This is a genomic window from Bacillus sp. CGMCC 1.60114, assembly GCF_042676365.1.
Classification (GTDB): Bacteria; Bacillota; Bacilli; order Bacillales; family Bacillaceae_G; genus Bacillus_A; species Bacillus_A rhizoplanae_A.
Genome location: NZ_JBHTHG010000051.1, coordinates 1 through 6150, shown reverse-complemented (window position 1 = coordinate 6150; position 6150 = coordinate 1). Strand labels below are relative to the sequence as shown.

Below are 6150 nucleotides of genomic sequence, written 5' to 3'. Positions count from 1 at the left end.
ATCGTACAATCAAGTACCTCAATAATATCATTGAGCAAGATCACCGGCATGTGAAACGTCGATTCTCCCGTTCTTTAGGATTTCAAAGTCTTCGCCATGCCTCACGTACTATTAAAGGTATAGAAACTGTTCATGCTATATACAAACAAAAACGAAGTCTTCAACCAAACTTCGTTTTTTCGACGTATAGCGCATTACATGAATTATTAATAGTTTCATAAAACTGGTCCATAACATTCCCCATCTCTTTATATCTTCGGAAACTTTGCAACAGAACCTAAAAGAGCAAATAGAAAAAGCGTGTTTTGAAAAAAAGGTTGATCAAAACACGCTTTTTCTATATTCAATTGAATCATCTTTTTATAAAAAAATTTGATAATTTTTGTGATCCTTGCTCAATTAAAACGCCCTTTAATGGAATAACATTTATTAGATGTGCTGATCGTGAGGATAAAGCTCTTAAAGTTCATCGTCTTTTTAATAAATATATTCTGTTTAAATTGTAATTAATTAGTAAAGAACACGCCATAAATAAAAGGTAGCGTATGATTCCCAGTTCTTCCATGGATTTGATAATTTTAAAATCTCATCTTTCGTAGGCTTTCGATCCATATTACATACTATTTTTATTGAATTAATAAGACCTACATCATCGATTGGAAAAGCTGTCGGAAATCGCAAACAGCGCATGAGAACATAATTGGCTGTCCAAGCTCCAATGCCGCGTATCTTCATTAAATTTTTTTCAGCCTCTTTAAAGCTCATTTTTAATAATTTTTCTTTTGACAATTCTTTCTGTGCCATTAACTGAGCAATTCCAATGATATATTCACTTTTTCTCAAAGTCATTTTAATATCAGCTAGGTCGGCAGGTGAAACCTTCGCAATTCGTTCGTAAGATGGAAAAACCCAATATTTTTTACCGTTCCATTCTAGGTACTCACCAAATTTTTCTACAAATTGTTTTTTTAATGAGTATGCGAAGCTTAAGTTAATTTGTTGTCCTAAAACTCCCCAACATAAAGCTTCAAATAAATCGGGAATGCCTACCACTCGTAATCCAAAGAATTTTTGGGCAGGTATTTTAAGTAATGGATCTGCTTTTGCCAATTCATAAAATGGCGATAAATCGTTATCAAGATCGAACCATTCACGAATAACTTTGCCAATTTCTTCTCGTTGCCACTCTTCAGTAGGTCTCAAATCATTTAGGAATTGAACAAGCATCTGCTTATTATCGATTACGCTTATTTGTACCAAAAACCGAATTTCTCCAATGGATATGACTTTTGTAATAATACCGTTCTCGATTTCATACATACATTCTTTTTTTTCCCTTGCTAGATAGCCAAGGTTCGCATAGAAGTCAAACTCTTTAGGCAATGTAATAACAATATCATTATTGATTTTATGCTCTGTCATTTTTTCATTCTCCTTCCCTTTTTACAATTCGAAACAAAACGTATACTAATTGAGTTTTAGTTTATCAAATAATCATCTTGATTCATTTTCGTTATCTTGCTATTACATTCTAAATACCTTATTTTTTCCTATTTATGAGGTTATAGTGTTAATTATCAAGAATGCTAAACAGGAGGGGTAAAAATGGTCCAAGATATACCCACGAGAATAAAAGGCCTAGATTGGGAATCCATTCAAAACGAATTAGATGAAATAGGATTTGCAAAGCTCCCACCCATTTAAATGGCCCTTTAGTGGAGTAACTTTATTGTTACTCCACAGTTCCTTAATCCGCCTTTCAGGCTTAATCACAGGGTTGCTGCTCTAGACCGCAAAGTAGATCTTAATACGTGAAATATAGGTGTATTTGGCAATTAAAAAATATTATAAATGGAAGGATATTTTATGAATGTAAAAGAGTCAAAATACGCAAGTAGTGCATAAAAACTTGCATATTTTAGGCTCTTAAATTTTATTCCTAATTTTGTTAAAGCTCCCATTAGCTTAAGTACATTTCTTCACATACTCTCCATTGTATTTATTCTCTATTTAATAACAATGGATAATTTATAATTTGCATGTTCATTTAACCCCTCCAAAAAGTTATCCATTACTTCATTGGATGGAAATTTACATTCAAGAAGGTAACAACCATCTCCACTGATTTTATAGTTACGGACAATGTATTGTTCCTGCGTTTTGATGAATAATAAATATGGCTGATGGTTAGTGCTCTGTGTAATGATAGTTAGAAAAGCATGTATATAAAATCCCAATTTGACTTGATTAACTTTTACGGTATATCCCTCGATAACCCCACTATCCTCTAATTTCGCAACTCTGGCTGAAGTAGCTGGTCCAGTCAAATGGACTTTCTCACCTAATTCTTTCATCGTGACACGACTGTTCTTGGATAGTTCATCAAGGATATGCATATCTGTCTTATCTAACATTTTAATAATCCTTTCATTAATAAAGTGAAACTGCCGAAAGACTTTATTTAGCCCCTGTATTCGTTAGTTGGTCTTAGTTTAAACTAAAAGAGTGCTTCAAATCAAAAAAAAGGGAGAGTTAATATATATGAATATACATCACATTCGTAATGCAACAGCGGTTGTAGAATATGCAGGCAAAAAGTTTTTGATTGATCCCATGTTAGCGGAAAAAGGAACTATGCCGCCTTTTGGAACTGGTGTTGGTTTACCCCCTGCACCAAGAGAAGACCAAAATAATCCTTTGGTAAGCTTACCGACATCCATTGACAATATTATATCTAATATTGATGCTGTCATTGTCACTCATCTGCATCCTGACCACTGGGATGATGCTGCAAAAGAAGCATTGCCAAAAGAAATTAAAATATTTGCCCAAAATCATGAAGATGCGACGGAAATTGGAAACGTTGGTTTCAAAAATGTAGAGGTTTTACAAGAGGATACAGTTTTTGAAGATATCCAATTAATTAAAACGAAAGGCGAGCATGGTAGAGGCGAAATCTTAAAGCATGCTGGGGAAGTGTGTGGCGTTGTCTTTAAACACTCAAGTGAGAAAACACTATATTTTACTGGTGATACAGTATGGTATGAAGCAGTTCAAGAAATCATCGATGCAAATAAACCCGAAATCATTGTGGTCAATGCAGGATATAATCAATTCCTTGTGGGTGGTCCTCTTATCATGGGGAAAGATGATGTTTATGAAGTGTACAATGCTGCCCCTGATGCAAAAATTATTGCTGTCCATATGGAAGCAGTTAACCATTGGGGACTGTCCAGAGAAGAATTAAGGAGCTTTATAAATGAAAAGGGAATTTCCTCTAATGTGTTTGTACCTGATGACGGGGAATCTTACTCATTTTAGCGGAAAACCAGACAAACCTGTTTGTAGTATGTGCAGATGGTGAAATATTATGCAGAGGGATGAGGGATGGAAAAATTTGAGTTGAAGATAATCGATAACAAGCTTAGTTATTGATTTAAACAAAATGACTGATGATTATATGGAATCCTATGGGTATGATAGATTGCCAAATAGGTTCTATATTCCTATTAAGCTATTTTCTCACCAGGACCTAATTATTCAACATTTTTATTGATATTGAATTAAAAAAACAAAAAGAACTTGTAGGAATCTCTACAAGTTCTTTTTGTTTTAATGAAAGCAAAGGTTACACGGCATAGTTCAATAGATACGATAGGCAAACTACTTAATGACTGGTGTGACAAGTTCATTATATAACAAATATTAACAATTAAAGTTTTAAAAGTTGAAAATTTTGTGAATTATTAAAAATGAGAGATTCATTGCATTTTTATCCCACAGAACGATTTCAAGAAAAGTTAAATGACCTGAGTCCGATAGAATATCGAACCCAGGTGATGAAAAGTGCGTAACTATATGGGGCTGCTCTTTATTGTCTACTTGACAGGGGGATGTTCAATATATCAGGTCTTTTTCATGTCTTATTCTATACCAACTGCATCATAAGCCTTCGTTACAGCTTGTACCTCTTTAGAATTTTTACCATATAAATCTTCTGCAGCTTGAAGTGCAGCTTGGCGCATCATTTTAAAGTTAGAGTTTGCAGTTAAATATTTTGTAAGAGCACGGTAATAAATTTTCTCTGTTGCTGCACGGCCCACACCTTTTACAGTAACACCGTAATGTGTACCGCCCTCAGAAACTAGATATGCAGCTTTGTTATTAATACTGCTGTTAATATGAACACCGCCATTATCAAACGTTCCTGTGTAGAGCTTGCTATAATGATCTGGATAACCTTCAGTTGGCTTTAACGGATTTGGAATAGAAGCAGGATTACTTAAAGAACGCAATGCATCTCCCGCTTTATCCGGTGTATAAATATCTTCTCCTATCTCCCAATCATTACGGTCTACCATCGCACCGAAAATATCCGAAAACGATTCGTTTAATGCACCAGATTCATCTTGATACTCTAAATTTGCTGTACGCTCTGTTACAGCATGTGTTAACTCATGAGCAACAACATCTAAGCTTGCAGAAAGTGGAATGAATATTTTTCCATCTCCATCACCATACGCCATAAACACACCGTTCCACACAGCGTTATTCCAGTTTTCCCCTACGTGAACAAAAGAAAGTAACTTCGCCCCTTTGTTATCATAGGAATTACGATTAAATGTTTTCTTATAATAGTCGTATGCTTTTTCCGCATTTACATGTGCATCAACAGCTGCTTTATCTTCAAAGAACTTGAACTTACTTTCAATTTCATAACCTGTATATCCCGTTCCTTCTGATGGTGAATCATAAAAGTATTTATACACATTTTTCCAATCAAACGTATGGACACCGTTTCCACGTTTGCCATCAAATAAATGAAATGCACCTGTTTTTTCATTTTGAACAACTTCAAATGATTGTCTGTTTCCTAAAACACCATATCCAAAACCAGTAATATGATCGACCGCATTATATTTATTGATTACATTTCCATTTGTTGCATCAATAAAATAATGCCAGTAGCCTGGTGCTGGTTTTGAAACAGATGCTTTTACAAGATAGGAAAGATAATATTGTTCATCTTTTTTATATACGTATAAATCTTTCTTAATCCCATCATAGTTGTCTACTTTTCCAATCTCTTTCTCAATATCAGCTTTCGCAATATTTACAGCCTCATCTTCTGAAATACTTGCAGTTGATGGGATATTTTTATTTTCTAAATTTGGGATAACTTGTCCGAAAAATGCTTTCACATTATTATCTTTATCAAGTGCTACTGTTTGGTCAGAGCCATATACAGGAACACCATTATATTTTTCAATAAGCTTCACATGCGTTGTTTCCGCCGCTGCGTCTTTTTCTTCCCCAACGATTTCAAAATGTTTCTCCATATTTCCTGCTAATTTAAACATGTCTTTCTTACTCTTTAGATACTCAAAAACCGTTTCTTTTTTATCTAACCCTTCCGGTGCTTTCCACTCTTCTCCAATATAAGATGGTGTCTGGAATTCTTGGTTGTATTGAATTTTTTGCTCTGCTGCATATATACGTGACGTTCCTAATGTCGCAAATGCTCCTAAAGCCATAGATAAAGCTAATGTTGAAGATAAAATCTTCTTTTTCAAAAATACCACTCTCCATCCCTACTCTTTTGACACATCTCTATGTTTTTTAACACTTTTATATAATTCTAGTGATAATAGCGCATTTTCAATATTTTGAATTTTTTTACTTGATTCGGCGTTAGTTATTTTGGGTGTGAAGCCATTAGTCGTCAAAATCATAGCAATCATTAACATACAAAGTCTTACTGATGCTTTCATTACCGATTCTTTTTGATTAAATTTATGCTTTTCATGTAAGCTTGTCGTTTACACTAGCTACTTCTCCGATTTTTAGAATAGGCTGTACGTAATACTATCTTCATGCACTTTAATTCCTCCTTATACATTCAATTGGACTGTAGTGTTTGTTGCACTAGTTCATATGTTATTTTAGAAGGATATGGTTAAAGAAGACATGTATTTTCCTTACAAATTAAGCTTGTATTCTTACAAAATTGTCACCTTCTATAATGGGGCATCATACATGCCGGTTTTGGTGCAAAAATAATTCGCTAGAACCATAGAATAGCAATATCCTATTAACCTTGAGGTTAAGCAGCTAACTTAAATAGGATGTTTTTGCCCATCCCTCGGGAGA

General features: G+C 34.3%; 5 protein-coding genes. 2 read left to right on the top strand and 3 right to left on the bottom strand.

Annotation, left to right across the window (positions count from 1 at the left end; translation table 11 throughout):
- Window positions 1-221: DDE-type integrase/transposase/recombinase (locus ACFQZ1_RS10575; protein ID WP_377882167.1), on the top strand; the 221-nt coding region annotated here is incomplete at its 5' end.
- Window positions 222-510: 289 nt separating this feature from the next.
- On the opposite strand, the gene ACFQZ1_RS10570 is transcribed toward ACFQZ1_RS10575, so the two are convergent.
- Together ACFQZ1_RS10570 and ACFQZ1_RS10565 are read right to left on the bottom strand one after the other, a co-directional pair.
- Window positions 511-1422 (bottom strand): DNA-3-methyladenine glycosylase 2, encoded by a 912-nt coding sequence (locus ACFQZ1_RS10570; protein WP_377882165.1) that lies wholly within the window; start codon window positions 1420-1422, stop codon window positions 511-513.
- 584 nt (window positions 1423-2006) lie between these two features.
- A complete protein-coding gene (locus ACFQZ1_RS10565) occupies window positions 2007-2414 on the bottom strand; it encodes an Lrp/AsnC family transcriptional regulator (protein ID WP_377882163.1) in 408 nt (135 codons plus the stop codon).
- A gap of 127 nt (window positions 2415-2541) precedes the next feature.
- Here ACFQZ1_RS10565 and ACFQZ1_RS10560 point away from each other — a divergent pair, with 127 nt between their 5' ends.
- Complete coding sequence (locus tag ACFQZ1_RS10560) at window positions 2542-3321, top strand: MBL fold metallo-hydrolase (RefSeq protein ID WP_377882162.1); 780 nt, start codon at window positions 2542-2544, stop codon at window positions 3319-3321.
- A 602-nt stretch (window positions 3322-3923) separates the two neighbouring features.
- On the opposite strand, the gene ACFQZ1_RS10550 is transcribed toward ACFQZ1_RS10560, so the two are convergent.
- The gene (locus ACFQZ1_RS10550) at window positions 3924-5573 is read right to left on the bottom strand and encodes a M4 family metallopeptidase (RefSeq protein WP_377882159.1); all 1650 of its coding nucleotides are present in this window, start codon (window positions 5571-5573) and stop codon (window positions 3924-3926) included.
- Window positions 5574-6150: the final 577 nt, after the last annotated feature.

Excerpts from the sequence above, each read along its gene's own strand:
- ACFQZ1_RS10565 (WP_377882163.1), bottom strand. The coding sequence starts at position 2,414 with ATGTTAGATAAGACAGATATGCATATCCTTGATGAACTATCCAAGAAC.
- ACFQZ1_RS10570 (WP_377882165.1), bottom strand. The coding sequence starts at position 1,422 with ATGACAGAGCATAAAATCAATAATGATATTGTTATTACATTGCCTAAA.
- ACFQZ1_RS10560 (WP_377882162.1), top strand. The coding sequence starts at position 2,542 with ATGAATATACATCACATTCGTAATGCAACAGCGGTTGTAGAATATGCA.